Source organism: Flavobacterium pisciphilum (genome assembly GCF_020905345.1).
GTDB classification, from domain to species: Bacteria; Bacteroidota; Bacteroidia; order Flavobacteriales; family Flavobacteriaceae; genus Flavobacterium; species Flavobacterium pisciphilum.
Genome location: NZ_JAJJMO010000001.1, coordinates 2,010,537 through 2,028,921, shown reverse-complemented (window position 1 = coordinate 2,028,921; position 18,385 = coordinate 2,010,537). Strand labels below are relative to the sequence as shown.

Genomic DNA, 18,385 nt, shown 5'->3' with positions numbered 1-18,385 from the left:
CAGTTTTCAGTAACAGTTTCCAGTAAAAAAACTTTTGCGTACCTTGCGGTTAATACTCAGTTTTCAGTAACAGTTTCCAGTAAAACCTTTGCGAACCTTGCGGTTAGTACTCAGTTTTTAGTAACAGTTTTCAGTAAAACCTTTGCGAACCCTGCGGTAATTTTTTTATTTCGATCTTTTAATCAATTTTGCTTCTCCAGTAAAACGGGTAAGATCAATTTTTGGTGTACCTAAAAGTTGTACTTCGGCTTTGTCACCAGCAGCAATAGTAATTGTAGTTTCAGCAAGTAAGCTACAAGTAGAATAGCTTTCGGCAGTAAGATTAGCATTCTTTACTGTGAATTTGTTTCCTGTAAAAGTAGAGTTGTTATCTAGTCTAAAAGTTCCATTTGTAGCAGAACCTTCAATAGCTGCATTTGATTTTTGATACAAATCACATTTAAAATCTGTTGCAACAACCAATGCTTTTAGACCTGCATTTTTGCTTAATTGTACACTTCCATTTTCGGATTTTAAATTCAATTCAGTTTTTGATTTATCATCAGCTATCAAAGCAAATTTCTTAGCGTTTACATTCAAAAATAATTTTGAATAATCTACAGAATTAAAAGTGATATCATCAAGTTGCAGTTCTTGAATAGCGTTTACTACAGTAGTATTTTTTGCAATAACTTTAGTTAAATCCTTAGTGTAAGTTACTCTTACAATTAGTTTTTTAAAGATGCTTGCGTCTTTGGATGTATAAATACGAAGTGCGTTCCCGTTTAAATCCATTCCAATAATCTCATGAAGATTATCGTCGGCTTCGATTTTTATTTCATTTTTCTCTCCACGTTCCAAGTAAACTTCAAGATTGTCATTAACTTCAAGACTACTGAATTCACCTATTTCTTTGGATGCGATGGTTACCGTTTTGGATCCTTTTATCTTTTCCTTTTTTTGTGCGAAAGTTGTCATTGAGGCAACTAAAAGTAGAAGCACTAGCGTGTATTTTTTCATTAAATTTAGTTTTTTACAAATATAAAAAAATCATCCACTTTCGGTGGATGATTAATGTAATTTTAAGGACTATTTAGGATTACTCCTGATTAATACTTCCTCCTGAACTCGATTTTTTATCGATAGATTTTGGTACTGAGTTGTAATAGATATTTCCTCCGCTACTAGCTTCTGCTTTTAAACTTACGATAGGATGTACATGTATTGAAGCTCCGCTTGAAACTTGTGCGTCAATCTCATTTGCCAACATTCTTTTGGCATCGATATCACTTCCGCTAGAAGCAGATGCATTTAATTTTAGTGCTTTTCCTTCAATAATTATATTACTAGCGCTACTTGTTTCGCAAGTTACAGCATCTGATTCTATATTTACATTCATCTCAGCTGCGCTTGATGCATCTAAGCTAATGTCTTCACCTCTTAAAACACTTGCACTTCTTACAGTTGATGCACTTGAAGCTTTTATGTTATTAATTACTGGCATTTTTACAATAACCTTTTTAGATTTTATATTTCTAAAAGAGGTGTAGTCACATTTAATAACCAAAGTATTTCCTTCAATCTTAGTAGTTATTTTGTTTATCAAATTATCGTCAGCTTCTACAGTAATTTCTGCTTTGTCTGATTGTTCGATTACTAGATCGATAGCATTGCTAACGGTTACATTTTCAAAACTTCCCTGAACATTTCTTTTTTCAGTAATCACGTTTCCGCTTCCTTCTATCGATTTGAAATTATTCGAAAAGTTGCAAGAAGCAAATAATAAAGCTGTTAAAGCAACAACTATAAACTTGGTAACACAAATAATAATCTTGATCATGACTAGTTAATTTTAATTATAACTCCGTTTTTATCTGTAGTCAAGTGCCCTGAGGTTTTTTTCCCGTTCAGAACTTCTTTTCCATTTATTTTAACCGAAACTTCATTTATAGTATCGTCTATATTGGTATCTTGATCTGATTCAACATCATCAAAATCATTTTCAGATATTGGGCAGTTCAAACATTTAACTTTAGAACTTCCTACTTTATAGACGTAATCATCAGAACTAAAATGCAAATTAAAGAAATTATCATCAGAATCATCATAATCTTCTACTGAAGCATCTGGTTTTAATATTTGACCTTCAGGTAAGTATAAATATACTTTTACTTCTTGATCTCTGTATTTGTTTTTAACATCAGTTAAAAGATAATTGTCAAGTATTAATTGATTTCCTTTTATTTCGTATTTATAGTTTATTTTCTCAGCTCTTTGTTTCGCATCCATAAAAGATTTTCCTCTAGCATTTTTTTCAATTTGAATGTATGCTGTTTTTGAATCAGTATGTAATACATGTAAACTTATATTGGTAGAATATATCAATTGGTTGTTTGCAGAGTCTTGTACAAATTCAAATTCATTACGGTGATTAAGATCTTTAGAGTAATAATCATTGTATTTAAACTTTACAAAAAGCGTATCAGTCGTTTTAATGTCTATAGGTTGTTTTTGTACTGTTTTGTTTTCATACGAAACCTCAGTAGCTTGTTTAATTCCAACACTTATTGCTAATGCCATTGCAATAATCCAAATAGCAAGCAGAGTGTATTTTGCAATATTACCTATAGATTTCATGTTTGGAGCCAATAATTTAAAACCTAAAAGGGTCATAAAGAAAAACGGAATTCCAACAGCAAAGAACATCAATAAGCCAAACATCCAGATAGGGTAGTCAGTAAAGTTTCCGGCATCTACAAAGTTTTGCCAAGGAAATTCAACAAAAAGATTCGTGCCTAGAGTAAAAACTCCGATTAGCAAAAATATCAATACAGTTATTCCAGAGATGATTAAAATAATTCCTAAAAACTTAGCAAAGATTTTAAAAATAGTCATGATAAAGTCACTAAATCCGCTTCCTATTCTTTCAGCACCCGACTTTACTTGGTTTCCCATTTTGTCATAATCGGCATTTTTAAATTTTTCTGAAAAAGATTCAATCTCTTCACGTACCTTTTTTTCGATATTAGAAATCGTAACAGGCTCACCAGTCATTTCTAGTTTTTCCGAAGTTGTTACAGCTTCGGGAGTTACAATCCATAAAACAAGATAAGCGATGATTCCAGTTCCAAATCCAGCAAAAACAAATATCAAGAACATGATTTTTAACCAAACTGGGTCAATTCCAAAATAATGTCCCAAACCAGTTGCTACACCACCAATCATACCTTTTTCTTTATCACGGTATAATTTTTTGGTTCTTCTAGTTCCAGAGTCGCTAAATGATTGATTAGATGAATTAGCTTCTTCTTCTAGAATGTAGTCTTCAGGTTGCCCCATTACTGCAATAACCTCATCCACATCTTTTATTCCCACAACGTGTTTTTCACTTTTTTGTTTTTCGGTTAATAATTCCGAAACACGCATTTCAATGTCTTTAATGATTTCATCTTTACCAGAAGAGTTACCCAAAGAACGTTTTATTGCGTCAAAATAGCGCGTCAGTTTCAAGTATGCATCTTCATCTATATGAAAGAACATGCCTCCTAAGTTAATATTTACAGTTTTGTTCATGACTATTGTTTTTGATTGGTGATTAGTGTGACAGCATCCGAAAGTTCATTCCAGGTGCCATTTAGTTCGTTTAAAAATGTTTGACCTATTTCGGTTAATCCATAATATTTTCGTGGTGGTCCTGAAGTTGATTCTTCCCAGCGATAATTAAGTAAACCGTCATTTTTCAATCTGGTTAATAATGGATAAATAGTTCCTTCTACTACCAGTAATTTTGCGTTTTTCAAAGTGTCTAATATTTCCGATGTATAAGCATCTTTTTCTTTCAGTACAGATAAGATACAAAACTCAAGAACACCTTTGCGCATCTGTGCTTTTGTGTTTTCAATGTTCATAATTTCATTTTGTTTTGTTTAGATTGAGCAATTCGTTTTTTGATTGATGATTGATGATTGATGATTTTTTTTGAAGCTAATACCTGCTCTCCGTTTTATCTTTACCTGACTAAAGAAGTCAGATAAAGGATGCCACTTCTATCAGGGCTAGGCTCATATTATTGTATATAACTTTTAACTTTTTCTCTTCTTGTCCTAAAATAGACTTGAAGAAAGGCATTACTTAATAAAAGGTATTGTAAGCGGATATTTGTATAATTCCCCGTTTGAAGCTTTTATAGAAGCGTAAATAACCAAGAAGAACTCAACTACTTTTAGCATTCCAAAAATTAGTATAGCTAAGACTCCAATGCTTAATATTCCAATATTGTCACTAAGGTTAAAATTATTCATTGTGAAATCATTGTCATTTATAATTACATCCATCGGAATGTTTTTGAAGATTACAAAAACAAAAATCGGAATAGCAATTAAGGCAAGAATCAAAGTGTATAACAATAAGCTCAATTGAAAATTTAAAGCTTGTTTACCGTGATGATTTATAAATTCGGATTTGTCTTTCTTACTCGACCAAATTAAAATCGGGAAGATGTAATTCCCAAACGGAATAAAATATTGAGTCAATGTACTCAAATGTGTGAACGTAGCTGTGTTTCTTTCTGAAGGTGTTTCCATGATTAGTGGTGTTGTTGTTTCCATGATTAAAAGTATATAGTAATTTCTTATACAAATATATGGCTAAAAGACAGTATCTTGTTTTGCATAGTACTAATTATTAACAAAATTTTAACAAGTTTAAAATTTAAATTCATTCAAATAAGCATTGAAAATCAGTGGGAGTAGCCGTTTTCATTGGTGTTTTGTGAAAGTAAAAACAATTTATTGTGCGTGCATAGTTTTTTTGTATTTTTACATAAAAAAATAAATCTAATGGCAATTTCAGTTTCTAAACTCAACAAATTTGTATTATTCAAATTACCATCGGCCTTTATTTGTGGGGTACGTGTAAAAGAAATCAACGAGAATAAATGCGTTGTAACAGTAAAGCACCGTTGGATAAATCAGAATCCTTTCAATTCTATGTATTTTGCAGTACAAGCTATGGCAGCCGAGCTTACAACAGGAGCATTGGTAATAGCTGCAATTCAAAAAAGCGGACGTAAGATTTCAATGCTTGTAGCCAATAATAAAGGAAACTTTACCAAGAAAGCAACTGGACGTATTACATTTGTATGCAACGACGGTCATTTAATAGCCGAAGCCATTCAAAAAACAATTGAAACAGGTGAGGGGCAAACCTTCTGGATGAAATCTATAGGTACCAACGAAGAGGGAGTTCAAGTATCCGAGATGGATTTTGAGTGGAGTATTCGCGTAAAATAAAACAACAAATTATATAGTATAAAAAAAAGCTTCAGTTTCCTGAAGCTTTTTTTATGGATTTTAAAAAGGATTACTTTTTAGAACAACATTTTTTGGCATCTTTTTTAGCCATGTCTTTGTCACATTTTTTTCCATCTGCTTTGCATTTAGCTTTACATTTTTCAATATCAGCTTTGCTCATTGTTTTAGAAGTAGCTTCTTTTTTTGCAGTTGGATTAGCTTCTTGAGCATTTACACCCATAGTAAATAAAGCAATAGTTAGAACAGTAATTACCTTTGTCATTTTATTTTTTTTTTGAATGGTGATGATTTCATTTTTAGATATTTCTAAAATGATGAGTCAAATATAATAGGAATTAATGCTTGTAAGAATAAGTGTAATGTTAATCTTTTTGTAAAAATTCAACTAAGTAGTAAACAGTTGGTTCTCTTAGATGAAGATGTTGAGACTCTATAATGTAAAGATTAGGATTCAACCTAAAAAACAATCACAATCTTGTCATTCAGAAGAACGAAGAATGACAAGATTGCAAGTGAAATTATTATGACTTCATAAACTGTAGTACTCTGTTGTGATTTAGTAAATCTTCATCAGACTCACTATAAACTTTCTCCCAATTAAAATTTGGAATCTCAATTTTGGTTTGAGCAGTTCCATCCCAAATTACTTCAAAGCCATTTTCCTTTAGCTTTTCTGCTACTTTTTGACCAACACTAATTGTAACAGCATCATCTGAATTGTCAATTTTCTGGAATGCTATCATCAGGTTTCTACTATCAGGATCAATAGCTCTTTCTAAATCCTGCTGGTGGTAAAAACAATATCCGTCAGATTGTATTTGGTGTTTTCTTAATTCTATTTCAACCTCAACAACTTCGTATTCGCCCTCGCTAGTAGTGTAGCCTGCATTATGAAGCGCTATTATTTTTGCTTCACTTAACTCATTAAAAGCCTTTACAAGCTTTTGGGTATCCGTTGGAGTCTTCCAGTTTTTGCTTGCTTCTGTGTGTTTTTTAAATTCGGTATCAACAGTTGTATTAACCCATTTTTCTGAAATTTCATCTTCAAATTCTTCATCTTCGACTTGTTCCCATGTCATTTCTTTAATCTCATCAACAGGAAAAAATCCCATTTTTATTTGGTTCACTAATGAATCATAGATGTATTGTTGATCTTCGGTCATGATTTTTTATTTATGTGTTACTACTTTTTTAGTGTATTCAATATAATTTAAGGTTCAGTTATTGGTGTTTTTAATCCGCACCAAGTACTTATATCCTCAGGATCAAATTCTGGACAATTATCAATATTACTTTTAGGCAAAACAAGCACATCATTATTTTCATTGCTTAAATTGTAGTAGTAATTATTAAAATCTTTCCCATATCTCCATACGTCACTAGAACCATCATTATGTACAGTTTCGCTAAAAGTAAAGATAGAAGATTGTTTCGGAATAAAGTATTCTTTCTCAATAAGAAGAGAATACAGATTTCCAAAAATAGGGGTGAATAATAAAGCAGCAATGAATGTAAACAGAACAATACGAAATAGGTTCTTTTTACTTAGGGTGCTTTTTTTAGTAGTATTCATATATAGTTGCTTTTTTATTTCTGATAAATGCTTTTTGGATAAAAAGCTTTAAATCCATTGTAAACTGCTTGATGAATTACAGTCGAGTGTATTTCGTTCTGAATATAATCATAATAAACTTTGGTGTTCTTTTCGTCATTTTGCTTAAGCGTTTCACTTAAAGATACAGCAACATCATACATGGTTTTATCTTCCTCTTTGTTGCAAGCGGCTATATATACTTGTACAGGTTTATTGTTTTTTGCTTTAAGTAAGCTAGGAGCTTCGGTTAGTAACGATTGATCTCCCCACCATAAGCTAGGAGCAATGATTATATAGTTGTCAAATAAATTACGATGTTTTAATAAAATTTCGGTTGCTAAAAGCCCAGCAAGCGATTCACCAATAACAGTTTTGTGATTACTTGTATTGAATTTTTTATCAATATAAGGTTGTAATTCTTTTTCGAGAAAAGCAATGTATTTATCAGAGCCACCATGTTTAGAGAAGCTTTCTTTTTTGAATCCTATTTTTTCAACAAAATCTAGATTAGGAACGCTAAAAGTAAAATCACGTCTTCGATTAGTATTCTCTATCCCGACTACAATCGATTTTGGGAATCGAGCAATCCACTCTTCAGTATTAAAACGAACGATTCCTGTAATATGGATAAAATCTTCTTCAACACCACCATCAAGGATATATATAACAGGGTATTTTAAGGTATCTTTTTTATTGTAACCTTGAGGTAAGTAGATGTTTATTGTTCTAGTTTCACCAAGTTCAGCCGATTTTAATTTATCAGTAATCCCAAGAACGATTGGTTGATTTTCAGTTGCAGTTTGCTTGCTTTTTGTTTGTGCAAAATTTGAACTAGCAAACATAAGGAAGATAAAGAGGTAGAATGTTTTTTTCATGAAAAGTGGGTTTGTAAATTGTAAACTGTTACTGTAGAACTGTATTACTCCATATTGCGGATTATTATTTTATATTTCTCGATTTGACGACGATGCCTTAAAACATGTACAATGGCATGTTCTACTATTTGTTCGATATCGTATACTTGACCCCAAGAAGTGGTTAGTTTTTTTGCGTTATCAGATTCTTCGAGTTCATTGTCATTTATGTTTCTAAAAGAATCAACCATAAAAATAAAAGAATCGTTTAAATGATTATTGTAATCATTTATAGTAGGGTAAAAGATATCATCATCATCAAATTCTATTTGCTCTCCTTTAAAACGTCGGACATAAGTTCCATAAGCATAACCTGAGCAAATAACATGTGATAAAATAGTCTGGATTGATCTGCAACTATCATCAGTTGTTTGATGGTCTACAATCTTTATCAGTTCAGTATCTGAAATATCCGAAATGGTTTGTTGTAACTCAGTAATTGTGCGCTCATATACATCAAGTAATGCACCAGAGGCTCCTTGTCTAAACATATTTGTCATAATTGTTGGTTCTTTATTTTGAAATATGCCAAAGGCTCATTTTTCGTCTGGTTGTGAATCCTAGTTTTTCGTATAGCTTAATTGCGCTAATATTACTTTCGACTACATGTAAATAAGGTGTTTTATTTTGGTCAAAAATAGTGTTTACCGCATGAGCAATTAGTTGTTTTGCATATCCCTGTCCTGTATAATCAGGATGTGTAACAATTGCACTTACTTCGGTAAAATCATTCATTTTCATGCGTTCGCCTGTAACTGCAATAAGTTTGTTGTCTTTAAATATTCCGAAATAATTGCCCAATAGAGCCGTTTTTCTTTTAAAATAACCCGGCTGTACCAGACTAACCAATTCAAATAAAGCATCAATATGTTCACTAGTAGTTAGTGCAACAATATTTTCTTTAATTTCAATATCTAGTCGGTTATTGATAATCATTTGCAGGCATATCAATTCTTTTTTCAACTCTAGCTGATTTGAAAGTTGAGGTTTCTCGCCAACAATAAAAAAGTTATCAGTTAATTCAGAATAAACATCAATAGATTTAGTGATATTCTCTTGTGTTGTAAAACCTCCAAAAGGACAATAATCGGGATGATAAAATTTGATAGTATTATAATCTACTGCAAATTCATGATGCGTTTCGGATAGAGAATACCAAACTGGATTGTCTAATTTTGTATAATCAGGATTCATATGTTAGATAGTGCCAGAATCATTTTCGGGCATTTATTATTATGAGTTGCTTGTATAAGAAATGTAATTAATGACGCTTAGGAGTTGATTTACCTTTTTGTAAAAGCGATTTTTAAACCAAGCAAAATAAAAACAATTCCAGTCATTTTGTTTAATCTGCTTTCGGCATTCTTATTTTTATTAAAAAGAGTTGCAACACTACTTCCCATTAATGCCAAGAACGAACACCATATTAAGGCAATAATAAAGATAATGAATCCTAGTACTAAGTAAGGAACGGGATTGTTTATCTCAGAGGTTTTTATAAACTGAGGTAAAAATGCCAAGAAGAAAATAGCAATTTTAGGATTTAGAACGTCACTTAAAAGTGCAGTAAGAAACAACTTTTTGTTTGCTGTATTTTTAACTTCAATAGATTTTATTTCTGTTTGGTTAGTTTTTGCAGTAAGCGATTTATAACCAAGATAAAATAAATAGGCAGCTCCTAAATACTTTACGAGACTAAAAGCAAAAGCAGATTTCGCTAATATTAGCGAAAGTCCAAATGTTGCTCCAAGCGTATGGATGATAAGTCCTAAACTAACACCTATAGCCGAATATAATCCAGCTTTTTTACCCAAAGAAATACTTCTTGTTAATACCATGATGGTGTCGATTCCTGGAGTAATAATAACAATTGTTGCGGCTATTATAAATGTTCCCAAACTGTCTATTCCTGTCATGGCTATTGTTTTTAGTGTTAATAATTGGTTGCTTACATTGTAAGCATTAGCTAAAATATAATTTATTTATTAAGGAATCAATTTTTTTATTAAATCAGTATCAACGGGTTTGTCATTGAGAATAGTCACAAAATAGGCTAATTGCCATTGTTGCGTCTTTTGCGCTTGCTTGCTAGTTGTTGTATCCCAAGGCGGATATACACGTATGGCACGTTTGCCTTCTTTCTTGTCATCAGACAAAATTCCTTTTTGATGTAATATTGATTTTGGAAAAATGAACTGTCCAAAATGAGAACCATTTCTAGTACTTACAATAAAGTAATCGATGTTGTCTGTAATTTCAAAAGGGGCAATAGGACCTTTCTCGCTTCTTTTCCAGAGCGTAACAAATTGTCCCACTTTTGTTGGAGTGATTTTCGCTATGCGATATACAGCCGATTGATTATTTATCTGAAAAGTATAAGCAGCATAATCGGCACTTTCAGCTTCAGCTATTGGTTGGGTACATGCAAGGTTGCATGCATCGTATAGGTGTTCTTTTGCTTCAAGTAAATCTTTAGGAATAGAACTTGAAATTTCCCAAGTTGAGGTTGTCATTATTATAGTTTTATTTTTTATTAATTTTCAAAATCCAATCGATACAACTATCTATCCACTGAATAGTGCTGGTAGGATTGTCCATCCCGAAACCGTGACCACCATTGGTATAAAAGAAAGATTCAACTGGAACTTTGTTTTGTTGCAATCCAGCAATAAATACAAGTGAATTTTGTACCTTCACTGCATCGTCATCTACAGCATGTGTAATAAATGTAGGAGGCGTGTTTGGTGTAATATGCAATTCGTTTGAGTATTCTTTGATTTCTTCAGCAGATGTATTTTCGCCTAACAAATTATTTCGTGAACCTAGATGAGTTAAACTATCTGTCATGCTAATAACAGGATAGGTAAGTATCATAAAATCGGGACGTAGATTGGTTTTGTTTGGATTGTCTATATAGGATTTTGAATAATGCGTACCTGCAGTTGAGGCCAAATGCCCTCCTGCTGAACTTCCTTGAATTCCTATTTTGTTGGGATTAATCCCCCATTGCTTGGCATTTTCTCTCACCAACTCTATTGCACGTTGAGCATCTTGTAGAGGAACGATTGATTTGTTTTCGACATATTCTGTATCAGGTAAACGGTATTTTAAAACAAATCCTGCGATGCCGCTTTCGTTTAGCCTTTTTGCAATAGCATACCCTTCATGATCAATTGCTACTCCCGAATAGCCACCACCGGGGCAAATAATTACAGCTATACCAGTAGCTTTGTTTTTTTCGGGAAGAAAAACAGTAAGGTCAGGAGAAGCAACTCTTGTAATTACAGTGATTTTTTTATTTCCAGCATTATAAACAATAGCAGTGTCTTTTACTCCTGTAATTTCTTTGGAGTTGGGCACTTTGCTATTATATAAAGGAATAATTTTTTGAGCGTATGGAGAACTAGACATTCCGATAAGTAAATAAAGCGTTAGAAGTAATCGTTTCATAAAATTGTAAATGGAAGTTGAAATATAAGAAAAATATAAAAAGTAGCGCTTACATTACTCGTCTATTCTCTGTTAATGCTAGTTCATATTCTTCGGACTGGTGTAGTTTTTTGAGATTCTCAATTAAATAATCTATTTGGGCAAGACCTATTTCTTTATATTTTTTTACGTGTTCTTCACTTAGCTTTATCTCTCTTTGCAAATCGGCAAAACCTCCCAAAAAGCACCAAAGGAAATAATCGTTTTCTCTTTTCTCAAAAATGTAATCCCAATCTCGCCAATAAATAAGTTTTCCTGTTCCCTTTTTAATATTCAAATAAACAGGCTCAATTTTAAAATGCTCGTATTTAGTACACGAATATCTATGCGAAAGTATTGTTTCGTTTGTTAGACATTTTTCAATTTCTTCAATCTGAGTTTGATTAAGATTAAATTCATGAGTAAGTTCCATTACAAGTTCCTTATCATTAATAAAAGAAGTGCAGCTAATGAATTCATCAAACTTTTCAGCCCATTCAGTAGCAGAAAATTCCTCTCGGGTTATAAGACTTGTTCTGTGAGCTTCAATTCTAAATATCATTTTTTATTTGTTTCTATTCTCGGATGATTTTTTCAAGTTTATCTAATTCAGTAGGTAATCCGAAACCATCTGTATCGACTTTAGTTCCTAGGAATTGGGTAACTCCGCATCCAAAACAAACCTTTGCTATTCCAATTATAGAATTCTTTCTTTTAAAAATAAAAATATCACGATAATTAGGGAGACAACTAGAGTATTCATTTTGTAATGAATCCTTTTGGCTAAAAACGGTTTCAACTTCTTTTTTCTTTTTTTCGCTAAGTTCTTTCTTTATAAAATGAAATTTTTTTAATTTCAATTCAAAATCAGGTTCTGAAATAGAATCTGGATAATGGCTTGCTAATAGTCCTCCTAGTTCTTTTTCATCTTTAGTTTTGTTTTTGATGCATAGAATGTTAATGATTTTGTCTTCTGAAATGTCTAAATAATAATGATCAATTTTATCAGATTCAAAGAATTTTTCAAGTTCTTTTTTTGGAGTTCTTTTTTCTTTTGAATGATTACAGCTAATAATAGTTAAGATTAGTAACAAGAAGTATTTTTTCATACTAGCATTTTATTATTCCTATTAAACGAAAGTACAAATAAAAAAGAAATTTTACCGAAACGGAAATCTTCTTCAATTCAACCCTACTCAATCTCAAGATTAAATTTCTCTAAAAGTCCAGCAAGTTCTAATCGGGAGAATTTTGCACCTTTAACTCTGTTCTCTTCAGGATCAAAAGAATAATTCTTTGCAGTACGAAAATCTACTTTTTCAAGAATGCTTCGTACAAAAGTAGCATTGGTAAGATCACAGTTTTTAAAAACGGATAGTGTTAAATCGGCTTCTGAGAAATCTACGTCTTTTAACGTGCAATCAAAGAAATTTGTTTTCTTCAATTTTCTTTGTAAAAAGGTGGAATAATCTAGAATACAACCTTGAAAATTCATGGAGAATAAAAAAGCATTGCTGGCGCTAAAGTCTAATCCCATTAACTTGCAATCGGTAAACTTTATGTTTTTTAATCCTGTGTTTCGTAATGTTGCCAGTGAAAAATTGCAGTTTTTAAAATTGCAATCTATAAAATCAGTATTGCTTAAGTCGCTTTTTGAAAAGTTACAGTTTATGAAATCGCAATTAAAAAATTCGAAATCAGTTACTCTCTTTTCAGAGTAATCAATATTTTCAAATGTTTTGCCTTGATGAAGTTGTGTGTCCATAATAAATTTGGTGGTGAAAAATTAATTGTTGCTAATGCGGTGTTTATTCCAATTCGATACAGTCAAAAATGGTGTTGTTTAGTAGCATTTCGACTATTTCATTTTGGCTATCAATCCTTAAAATGTTGTCACAATCTTCAAGGTCAAAATTCCATTTGGCATCAGATAATATATCGTTAAGGTAGGCTGTAGCCGATTTTAATTTCAATTCTGAGTCTACCGAAGTTTTGAAAACGTAAATCATTATTTGCTTTTTTTAGTTTGCAAATGTCAATAATAAAGAAGCAATCCTATTAGGATTCAATAAGCAAGAGTTAGGATTTTTCAATCATTTTGCGATACTCAATAGGAGTGATGCCTTCCTGCTTTTTAAAGATACGGCTAAAGTAAGATTGATCATAATGACCTACCTGTATGGCAATTTCATTAATGGTAAGATTGGTTTGGTACAATAAGTATTTGGCTTCTAGGAGGGTTGTTTCATCAATCCATTTGGTAGGAGATTTGCCTGTAACCGATTTTATAGATTTGTTTAAATGATTTGGAGTTACATTAAGCATTGAAGCATAATAACTTACTTTATGCTGCGTTTTTATGTGTAAATAAATAAGCTCTTTAAACTTAGTTGTAAGTGTGGTAGCTGCTGTGAGAACTTTATTCGTTTTTACAGCATTTTTGTTTATCTCAAAAAGTAAAGTAATAAGGTAAGATTGTATGATTTCTAGATTGGTACTGCCAGTTTCTGTATATTCAATAAGAAGCCGACTTAGTAGATTTGAAATAAATCCAGCTTCTCGCTTTTGAAAAGCTATGGCAGGATTCCCCCAAATTTTTAAAAAATCAAATTCATTAATCATTTCTCGATTGCCATATTTCCCAATTAAAATATCTTGGTGAAACTGACAAATAATGCCTGTTATTTTTTTACTCATAAAATCTATAGAGTAAATCTGCCCAGCAGGAACAAGAATCATTTCGTTTGTCTTGGTGGTATATTCTTCAGAACCAACTTTTAGTTTGTGAGTTCCAGAAGTAATAAAAAGTAACGTATGACAAATGTGTTTAGATGGCGGTACTGGGAATTTTAGTTGATTGACATCTTCAATTCTCAAGCAAAAAAAATGTTCTGAGTTTGATTTAAAAAGATGCTCTACCGTGTTTTCAGATTCTAGGAATTTATCCCGAAAGTCTTTTCCATTGTAGGTTCTTATAGTTTCATCTTTTTCCGCCTTCATCTGCTCGTGTTTGGTATTCTTAGTAAAATTTATGGAGTGAGAACAGAGATTAAAAAGGTGTTTTATTTCTCGATTTCAAGTCCAAAGCTATCCGTAGGGAATATTACCCAGCGATGATTTACTTTCATTGCTTTGTTTACTTTTAGGCGATATACTTTATTGTCATTTAATTCGATTATAATCTTTAAGTCATAAGTATCAGAATCGATCATGACTTTGTTTCTTATAGTATTTACTTTTTTGGTTGCTAATAAGGCTGATTCTGTTTTTATAGATTTGATTTGACTCCAATCAAATAAAGCATGCGCTTCTGATATAAAATTATTTATACGTTTAATATCATCTGGTTTTTTCAGAGTTCCTTTTCGTATAATCAACTTCATTAAATCCTGATTTGATTTTAGTTTCGAAGATTCTTCGGGTGTAATTGTAGCACTTGCAAAACCATACGAAGCATTTTCTTTAGGTGATATAAATAAAGAATACAATTCTTCTGAATCTTTATTCTTAATGCTATTTGTAATTTCTTCAGCAAATTCATCAATCGTTTCAGCTCCGTTGTTACAAGAAACTAATGAGATGAGACCAAATAGGAAGATGAGTTTTGTGAATTTTAGGTTTTTCATTTTATGCTTTTATTTTTTTAGAAGTACTCAGGTATTTTACTTGACATCATTTTTGACAAGAGAATATAAGTGCAAGTCGATAAACTTGTCATAAAGTAATTCTCCTTGACGAAGAACGCCTTCGTGGGTAAAGTTAAGTTTTTCTGGGATTGTTTTACTCTTTAAGTTTTCGGTTCCGCATTTTATTTCAATTCGGTTCAATTGTAAATTAGAAAAACCAAAGTCGATAATTGCTTTACAAGATTGAGTAATAATTCCTTTTCCTTGTAAATTTTCAGCTAGCCAATAGCCAATTTCTCCAATTTTGTTTTGACCATCAATTTTATAAATACCAATTCTTCCCACCGCTTTTCCGTTGGCAATGATTACAAAAGCAAACTCGTTTCCATCTTGATTTCGTTGCATAGTTCCTTTTACAAAATTCTCAGCAAATTCCACAGTTTGCATTCTGTCAACAAAAGGCAACCATTCTCTTAAATGCATTCTGTTAGCGTCAACAAGGTCAAAGATTGGTTGTGCATGATTCTCGTTTATTAATTCCAGTTTTATGTTTTGGTCAATGTTTATAGTCATTTTGGATTAGCTTATATCGGTTAGTTTAGAAATTTTATCAGCAGTAAATTCAAAGATTGATTTTCCTTTTAAATTTAGTTCTTGTCCTTTTTTAAATCCATTCGGGAAGTCCATTCCTAAAATAGCAAAGTAGTCAATTTCTATTTCGGTTTCGTCCTTCAAATGTTTAAAAGAGGTTATGGTTTGTGTTCGGGTAGAGAAATAGGTTTTAGCTTGTTCAGCTTGCTCTTTAAATGCTGTTAACCCTGTAAGAGTCATATTTGTTTCACCTCCTTGAATATTTTCAAAAACAATGGTTTCATCAAAATCTGTAGTCATCTTGTCGATATCAAATTGGTTATAACCATCGATATAGCTTTGAATTATTTTTTCTCTTGTAGACATGGTTAAGTTCTTTTATGATGAAATAGATTAGTGATATTCAAGCTGCTGAAATTGAATTCTTCAGCTAATATAGGATTAATTATCAATATTTTTTACTTGAAGAATTTCCTTTTTAATAAGGAATACCCTCATTAATAATTCAGTAAAAATTGACGAGTACCCATTTCTAAGAAAGATAGGTTTGTGATAAATTAAGGGTTGTTTTTAACGGTTACATGCAAATTTGTTTTTGCCAAATAAAAAATAAGCCTTCAACAAAACTTAGAACCTTAGTGACTCAACACCTCAGTATCTTTTAAAAAAAAACTCAGCCCTACCATTCCGAAGAATAATAAGACTGAGAAAGTTGACAATTTTAAATACTTTTTATTTTGCTCCCGGAGGACAATTTTCTCTTATGTATTTCATAAAGGTATCTGCGAGATGTTTTCCTGTTCCTTCTCCTTCACGTATGCTGTGAGAACGATTTGGGTATATCATCAAGTCAAACATTTTGTCGTATTTAACTAACTCGTTAATTAAAACTTCGGCATTTTTATAATGTACATTATCATCACCAGTACCATGTACGTATAATAAGTTTCCTTGTAGGTTTTTGGCATGAGTTACTGGCGAGGCTTTAATATAAGTAGCTTCGTTTTCGCTTGGCAATCCCATATATCTTTCGGTATAAATATTGTCATAAAAATGTTGATCGGTAACAGCTGCAATAGCAATTCCAGTTTTGTAAATTTCAGGATGCTGAAACATTAAGTTTAAGGTTACAGCACCTCCACCGCTCCATCCGTGAATGGCAACTCTATCGTTATCAATAAATTTCCATTTTAACACCTCTTTTGCAGCCATAGCTTGGTCGCGAGTATTAATGATTCCGATGTTTTTATAAATAGATTTTCTCCATTTTGTACCTTTCATTACGGGCGTTCCTCGGTTATCCATTGCAATTCCTATATAGCCTTCAGGAATTAAATAGGCGATATACGGATAAAAATACGGTTCGTCATTTGCCACAGATGCCATTGGTTCACCATAAACATAAAAGAATACAGGGTACTTTTTATTAGGATCAAAATTTAATGGTTTAGCCATTATTCCGTCTATTTCAACACCATCAACAGTAGTAACTTTAAATTTCTCTAATGAATAATTACGTTGTGGAGCCGAAAATGCATCGGGAGTTTGAGGTAGTATTTTTTTATGACTTGGTAATGCTACCAAGCGAGTGTTGTACTCACGATTAATGTTCGAATTAGTATGTTTGGCATATTTAGCATCTGTAGAAAAACGATATTCATTTGTTCCTTCAAATTCTTTAGGAGTAATGCGCTTTGTTTTCTTAGTGCTTAAGTTGGTTTCATACAAATAACGTTGTGTTGCATCTGTAGGGCTGGCAATATAATAGATAGAATTTGTTTCCAGATTAAATGCTTTATAATAGGCGTCGAATTTTTCGGTAGTAACTAATTCTTTCTTTTTACCATCGACACTAATTTTATAAACATGCATCCAACCATCAGCATCTGAGCTCCATAAAAAAGCTTTTCCGTTATCTACAAACTGACAAGGAAAAACATCATATTCACCTGAAGAGATATCAAAAACATCAATCCATGAATCTGATTTTTCTTGGTAGATTAAATTGGCTACTCCAGATTTTGTATCACATTTATAAATAGAAGCTTGATTTTGAAGTCTGTTTAATTGTACAATCATTACGTTTTGATTGTTGATCCATTCCATTCTAACCAAATAATTATTATCAGGCTCACCAGGAATATCCAACCAATTTGTTTTTAATGACGTTATATCGATTACCCCAATTTTTACAGATGATGGCTTTTCGCCAGCTTTAGGATATTCTACAGGAACTGTAAATGGATAAAGCGCATCTGTATTATTTATCATTAAATGGAATTTTGTTTCGGATGCATCTACGCGCCAAAACGAAATGCTTTTTCCGTCAGGACTCCATCTAAAACCATCTCGAGCTGCTAGCTCTTCTTCATAAACCCAATCAAAAGTACCGTTAATAATTTTGTCAGTTCCATCAGTAGTTAATGGGGTTATTTTTCCTGTAACTAAACTTTCAAGGTAAATGTTATGTTGTGAAACATAGGCTACGTTTTCATTATCATTAGAAAACTTAGCAAACATTAACGATGATTTCTCTAAACTTGCACCCAGTTGCTTTCCCTTACCAGTTGCTAGATCAAAATACCAATAATCACCTTTGGTATTGGCTCTCCAAACTTTTTTAGAATTGGTGTAAACCAGTACTTTTGTTTTGTTTTCGTTCCAAACTAATTGTTCTATTTCTCCAGTAAAACCAGATTGGCTTAACTGCGCTTGGGTTAAAATTGTGGTGTTTTGGTTTAGTTTATCCACATCATAAACAACTACATTTCCTTGAGTATTAACCCAAAAAGAATGTGAGTTTGGTAACCAATTTAATTGATTAATATCAATACTTTCCTGAGCAAAAACACCCGAAGAGATTAATAATAATAGTAAAAAATACTTTTTCATTATGCTTAT

Annotated in this window: 24 protein-coding genes; 1 reads left to right on the top strand and 23 read right to left on the bottom strand. The window is 32.0% G+C overall.

The features are described from left to right. Positions 1-165 precede the first annotated feature (165 nt). The 5 genes from LNQ49_RS08320 to LNQ49_RS08300 form a co-directional block, all read right to left on the bottom strand. Positions 166-999 carry a GIN domain-containing protein gene (locus LNQ49_RS08320; RefSeq protein ID WP_229988189.1) on the bottom strand — a complete coding sequence of 278 codons (834 nt, stop codon included), beginning with the start codon at positions 997-999 and terminating at the stop codon, positions 166-168. Between the two features lie 79 nt (positions 1,000-1,078). Continuing rightward, positions 1,079-1,819: a head GIN domain-containing protein gene (locus tag LNQ49_RS08315; RefSeq protein ID WP_229988188.1), complete on the bottom strand. Its 741-nt coding sequence runs from the start codon at positions 1,817-1,819 to the stop codon at positions 1,079-1,081. A 2-nt stretch (positions 1,820-1,821) separates the two neighbouring features. Then, a complete protein-coding gene (locus LNQ49_RS08310; protein ID WP_229988187.1) occupies positions 1,822-3,552 on the bottom strand; it encodes a PspC domain-containing protein in 1,731 nt (576 codons plus the stop codon). A gap of 2 nt (positions 3,553-3,554) precedes the next feature. After that, on the bottom strand, positions 3,555-3,887 hold the full coding sequence (locus LNQ49_RS08305) for a PadR family transcriptional regulator (protein ID WP_039112343.1): 333 nt from the start codon (positions 3,885-3,887) through the stop codon (positions 3,555-3,557). Between the two features lie 219 nt (positions 3,888-4,106). Then, the gene (locus LNQ49_RS08300; protein WP_229988186.1) at positions 4,107-4,586 is read right to left on the bottom strand and encodes a DUF4870 domain-containing protein; all 480 of its coding nucleotides are present in this window, start codon (positions 4,584-4,586) and stop codon (positions 4,107-4,109) included. Between the two features lie 231 nt (positions 4,587-4,817). Here LNQ49_RS08300 and LNQ49_RS08295 point away from each other — a divergent pair, with 231 nt between their 5' ends. Further along, positions 4,818-5,270, top strand: coding sequence for a DUF4442 domain-containing protein (locus LNQ49_RS08295; RefSeq protein ID WP_229988185.1), 453 nt, complete (start codon positions 4,818-4,820; stop codon positions 5,268-5,270). A 70-nt stretch (positions 5,271-5,340) separates the two neighbouring features. On the opposite strand, the gene LNQ49_RS08290 is transcribed toward LNQ49_RS08295, so the two are convergent. The 18 genes from LNQ49_RS08290 to LNQ49_RS08205 form a co-directional block, all read right to left on the bottom strand. Then, a complete protein-coding gene (locus tag LNQ49_RS08290) occupies positions 5,341-5,553 on the bottom strand; it encodes a hypothetical protein (RefSeq protein ID WP_229988184.1) in 213 nt (70 codons plus the stop codon). Positions 5,554-5,812: 259 nt separating this feature from the next. Continuing rightward, on the bottom strand, positions 5,813-6,454 hold the full coding sequence (locus LNQ49_RS08285; protein ID WP_229988183.1) for a DUF6891 domain-containing protein: 642 nt from the start codon (positions 6,452-6,454) through the stop codon (positions 5,813-5,815). 47 nt (positions 6,455-6,501) lie between these two features. Then, entirely contained in the window at positions 6,502-6,864 is a 363-nt protein-coding gene (locus LNQ49_RS08280) for a hypothetical protein (protein ID WP_229988182.1), read from the bottom strand. 14 nt (positions 6,865-6,878) lie between these two features. Beyond that, positions 6,879-7,760: an alpha/beta hydrolase gene (locus tag LNQ49_RS08275; protein WP_229988181.1), complete on the bottom strand. Its 882-nt coding sequence runs from the start codon at positions 7,758-7,760 to the stop codon at positions 6,879-6,881. 44 nt (positions 7,761-7,804) lie between these two features. Beyond that, entirely contained in the window at positions 7,805-8,299 is a 495-nt protein-coding gene (locus LNQ49_RS08270) for a DinB family protein (protein WP_229988180.1), read from the bottom strand. A gap of 13 nt (positions 8,300-8,312) precedes the next feature. Beyond that, entirely contained in the window at positions 8,313-8,993 is a 681-nt protein-coding gene (locus LNQ49_RS08265) for a GNAT family N-acetyltransferase (RefSeq protein WP_229988179.1), read from the bottom strand. An 89-nt stretch (positions 8,994-9,082) separates the two neighbouring features. Continuing rightward, positions 9,083-9,715 (bottom strand): LysE family translocator, encoded by a 633-nt coding sequence (locus tag LNQ49_RS08260; RefSeq protein WP_229988178.1) that lies wholly within the window; start codon positions 9,713-9,715, stop codon positions 9,083-9,085. 69 nt (positions 9,716-9,784) lie between these two features. Next, positions 9,785-10,312, bottom strand: coding sequence for a MepB family protein (locus tag LNQ49_RS08255; protein ID WP_229988177.1), 528 nt, complete (start codon positions 10,310-10,312; stop codon positions 9,785-9,787). 10 nt (positions 10,313-10,322) lie between these two features. Further along, entirely contained in the window at positions 10,323-11,249 is a 927-nt protein-coding gene (locus tag LNQ49_RS08250) for an alpha/beta hydrolase (RefSeq protein ID WP_229988176.1), read from the bottom strand. Between the two features lie 49 nt (positions 11,250-11,298). Continuing rightward, positions 11,299-11,829 (bottom strand): hypothetical protein, encoded by a 531-nt coding sequence (locus LNQ49_RS08245; RefSeq protein ID WP_229988175.1) that lies wholly within the window; start codon positions 11,827-11,829, stop codon positions 11,299-11,301. Positions 11,830-11,842: 13 nt separating this feature from the next. Beyond that, entirely contained in the window at positions 11,843-12,376 is a 534-nt protein-coding gene (locus LNQ49_RS08240) for a hypothetical protein (RefSeq protein ID WP_229988174.1), read from the bottom strand. A gap of 83 nt (positions 12,377-12,459) precedes the next feature. Further along, positions 12,460-13,032: a pentapeptide repeat-containing protein gene (locus LNQ49_RS08235; RefSeq protein ID WP_229988173.1), complete on the bottom strand. Its 573-nt coding sequence runs from the start codon at positions 13,030-13,032 to the stop codon at positions 12,460-12,462. Positions 13,033-13,075: 43 nt separating this feature from the next. Then, complete coding sequence (locus LNQ49_RS08230) at positions 13,076-13,276, bottom strand: hypothetical protein (RefSeq protein ID WP_229988172.1); 201 nt, start codon at positions 13,274-13,276, stop codon at positions 13,076-13,078. A gap of 70 nt (positions 13,277-13,346) precedes the next feature. After that, a complete protein-coding gene (locus tag LNQ49_RS08225) occupies positions 13,347-14,267 on the bottom strand; it encodes a helix-turn-helix domain-containing protein (protein ID WP_229988171.1) in 921 nt (306 codons plus the stop codon). 62 nt (positions 14,268-14,329) lie between these two features. Beyond that, a complete protein-coding gene (locus tag LNQ49_RS08220) occupies positions 14,330-14,893 on the bottom strand; it encodes a hypothetical protein (protein ID WP_229988170.1) in 564 nt (187 codons plus the stop codon). A gap of 36 nt (positions 14,894-14,929) precedes the next feature. Beyond that, on the bottom strand, positions 14,930-15,466 hold the full coding sequence (locus LNQ49_RS08215; protein ID WP_229988169.1) for a GNAT family N-acetyltransferase: 537 nt from the start codon (positions 15,464-15,466) through the stop codon (positions 14,930-14,932). 6 nt (positions 15,467-15,472) lie between these two features. After that, entirely contained in the window at positions 15,473-15,850 is a 378-nt protein-coding gene (locus LNQ49_RS08210; RefSeq protein WP_229988168.1) for a nuclear transport factor 2-like protein, read from the bottom strand. 366 nt (positions 15,851-16,216) lie between these two features. Further along, positions 16,217-18,376: a S9 family peptidase gene (locus tag LNQ49_RS08205; RefSeq protein WP_229988167.1), complete on the bottom strand. Its 2,160-nt coding sequence runs from the start codon at positions 18,374-18,376 to the stop codon at positions 16,217-16,219. Between the last annotated feature and the right edge of the window lie 9 nt (positions 18,377-18,385).

Coding starts and splice junctions, on each gene's coding strand:
- LNQ49_RS08320 (WP_229988189.1), bottom strand. CDS start 999: ATGAAAAAATACACGCTAGTGCTTCTACTTTTAGTTGCCTCAATGACA.
- LNQ49_RS08315 (WP_229988188.1), bottom strand. CDS start 1,819: ATGATCAAGATTATTATTTGTGTTACCAAGTTTATAGTTGTTGCTTTA.
- LNQ49_RS08310 (WP_229988187.1), bottom strand. CDS start 3,552: ATGAACAAAACTGTAAATATTAACTTAGGAGGCATGTTCTTTCATATA.
- LNQ49_RS08305 (WP_039112343.1), bottom strand. CDS start 3,887: ATGAACATTGAAAACACAAAAGCACAGATGCGCAAAGGTGTTCTTGAG.
- LNQ49_RS08300 (WP_229988186.1), bottom strand. CDS start 4,586: ATGGAAACAACAACACCACTAATCATGGAAACACCTTCAGAAAGAAAC.
- LNQ49_RS08295 (WP_229988185.1), top strand. CDS start 4,818: ATGGCAATTTCAGTTTCTAAACTCAACAAATTTGTATTATTCAAATTA.
- LNQ49_RS08290 (WP_229988184.1), bottom strand. CDS start 5,553: ATGACAAAGGTAATTACTGTTCTAACTATTGCTTTATTTACTATGGGT.
- LNQ49_RS08285 (WP_229988183.1), bottom strand. CDS start 6,454: ATGACCGAAGATCAACAATACATCTATGATTCATTAGTGAACCAAATA.
- LNQ49_RS08280 (WP_229988182.1), bottom strand. CDS start 6,864: ATGAATACTACTAAAAAAAGCACCCTAAGTAAAAAGAACCTATTTCGT.
- LNQ49_RS08275 (WP_229988181.1), bottom strand. CDS start 7,760: ATGAAAAAAACATTCTACCTCTTTATCTTCCTTATGTTTGCTAGTTCA.
- LNQ49_RS08270 (WP_229988180.1), bottom strand. CDS start 8,299: ATGACAAATATGTTTAGACAAGGAGCCTCTGGTGCATTACTTGATGTA.
- LNQ49_RS08265 (WP_229988179.1), bottom strand. CDS start 8,993: ATGAATCCTGATTATACAAAATTAGACAATCCAGTTTGGTATTCTCTA.
- LNQ49_RS08260 (WP_229988178.1), bottom strand. CDS start 9,715: ATGACAGGAATAGACAGTTTGGGAACATTTATAATAGCCGCAACAATT.
- LNQ49_RS08255 (WP_229988177.1), bottom strand. CDS start 10,312: ATGACAACCTCAACTTGGGAAATTTCAAGTTCTATTCCTAAAGATTTA.
- LNQ49_RS08250 (WP_229988176.1), bottom strand. CDS start 11,249: ATGAAACGATTACTTCTAACGCTTTATTTACTTATCGGAATGTCTAGT.
- LNQ49_RS08245 (WP_229988175.1), bottom strand. CDS start 11,829: ATGATATTTAGAATTGAAGCTCACAGAACAAGTCTTATAACCCGAGAG.
- LNQ49_RS08240 (WP_229988174.1), bottom strand. CDS start 12,376: ATGAAAAAATACTTCTTGTTACTAATCTTAACTATTATTAGCTGTAAT.
- LNQ49_RS08235 (WP_229988173.1), bottom strand. CDS start 13,032: ATGGACACACAACTTCATCAAGGCAAAACATTTGAAAATATTGATTAC.
- LNQ49_RS08230 (WP_229988172.1), bottom strand. CDS start 13,276: ATGATTTACGTTTTCAAAACTTCGGTAGACTCAGAATTGAAATTAAAA.
- LNQ49_RS08225 (WP_229988171.1), bottom strand. CDS start 14,267: ATGAAGGCGGAAAAAGATGAAACTATAAGAACCTACAATGGAAAAGAC.
- LNQ49_RS08220 (WP_229988170.1), bottom strand. CDS start 14,893: ATGAAAAACCTAAAATTCACAAAACTCATCTTCCTATTTGGTCTCATC.
- LNQ49_RS08215 (WP_229988169.1), bottom strand. CDS start 15,466: ATGACTATAAACATTGACCAAAACATAAAACTGGAATTAATAAACGAG.
- LNQ49_RS08210 (WP_229988168.1), bottom strand. CDS start 15,850: ATGTCTACAAGAGAAAAAATAATTCAAAGCTATATCGATGGTTATAAC.
- LNQ49_RS08205 (WP_229988167.1), bottom strand. CDS start 18,376: ATGAAAAAGTATTTTTTACTATTATTATTAATCTCTTCGGGTGTTTTT.